Here is a 1,013-nt window from a genome sequence, read left to right on the forward strand (position 1 = left end):
CGCGCACGCTCTGGGCCCTCACCGCGCGGGTGCTGGCGCGGGAGCTGCCGGCGGGGATGATGGATCCGGGCACGGATCCGCTGCTGCTCCTGGCGCGCGCGCTGCCGCCGTCGGGGCGGTTCTCCTCCGCCGTGTCGCGCGACGTGCAGTTCGCCCTGCGTTCGTCCAGCCCGGGGGAGCCGGCGGTCCAGGCGCCGCTGCTGCCCCTGGACTTCCGGCAGGTGCCGCTGGCCTTCCCGTTCGTGACCCGCGTCCCGCCGCTTCCGCGCTTCCGCGACGGCTACCTGGGGCGCGTCCTGGTGGTGGGCTCGGTGGCGGCTCCCGGACGCGGCACCGTGCCGCTGGGCCTGGGCGCCGCCGTCAACGTCAACCCGGTGGATCCGAACACGGACACGCAGCCGGGGCTCGCCGCGCCGGGCCTCGTGCGCGTGCGCATGGCGCCCGCCCATCACGGCCTGGAGGGCCAGGCGTACCGGCTGCTCGCGCTCGCGTCGTCGGGGACGCTGGGCGGCGAGGAGCCCATGGGACAGGCCACCAGCGCGGTGATGGCGCCCCTGGATGCGCCCCACTTCGATCCGGAGGGCACGGCGCCGGTGACCCTCGCGGACGCGTTCCTCGGCATCCCCGAGGGGGCCCGCTACAACCCCGACACGTTGCCGTGGCACGGCCTGCTGCCGCGCGAGTGGCGCATGGACGCCACGGTGCCCGGCGCCACGCTCGTGCGCGCGACGTTCACCAACGCGGCCGGACGGCGCTGGACGGTGTGGGTGGATGGCCGCCGCTCCGTCACCGGCGTGCGCCTGCCCGTGCCTCCCTCGGGCCTGGAGGACCGCACGTTCCACGGGGACACCGAGGGCTCGCGCGCGTCGCTGTCGGTGGAGGCGCTGGCCGTGGCCACGCCCGAGGGTAGGTCGCTGAACCTCTCCGCGCTGGCGGAGTCCGGGGGCCTGGCGCCCGAGCGCTCGCCGCGGCGGTGCGCGCCGCCTCCACGCTGAACTCCGGACGTCCCCAGG

The 1,013-nt window shown here is 76.9% G+C and carries 1 pseudogene; it reads left to right on the top strand.

Annotated elements, in window-relative coordinates:
- Positions 1-995, top strand: a pseudogene (locus ACLEQD_RS44140) (carboxypeptidase regulatory-like domain-containing protein); the annotation flags it as partial.
- Between the last annotated feature and the right edge of the window lie 18 nt (positions 996-1,013).

Origin of the sequence: Corallococcus sp. 4LFB (assembly GCF_046520365.1) — a bacterium.
Taxonomy (GTDB): Bacteria; Myxococcota; Myxococcia; order Myxococcales; family Myxococcaceae; genus Corallococcus; species Corallococcus caeni.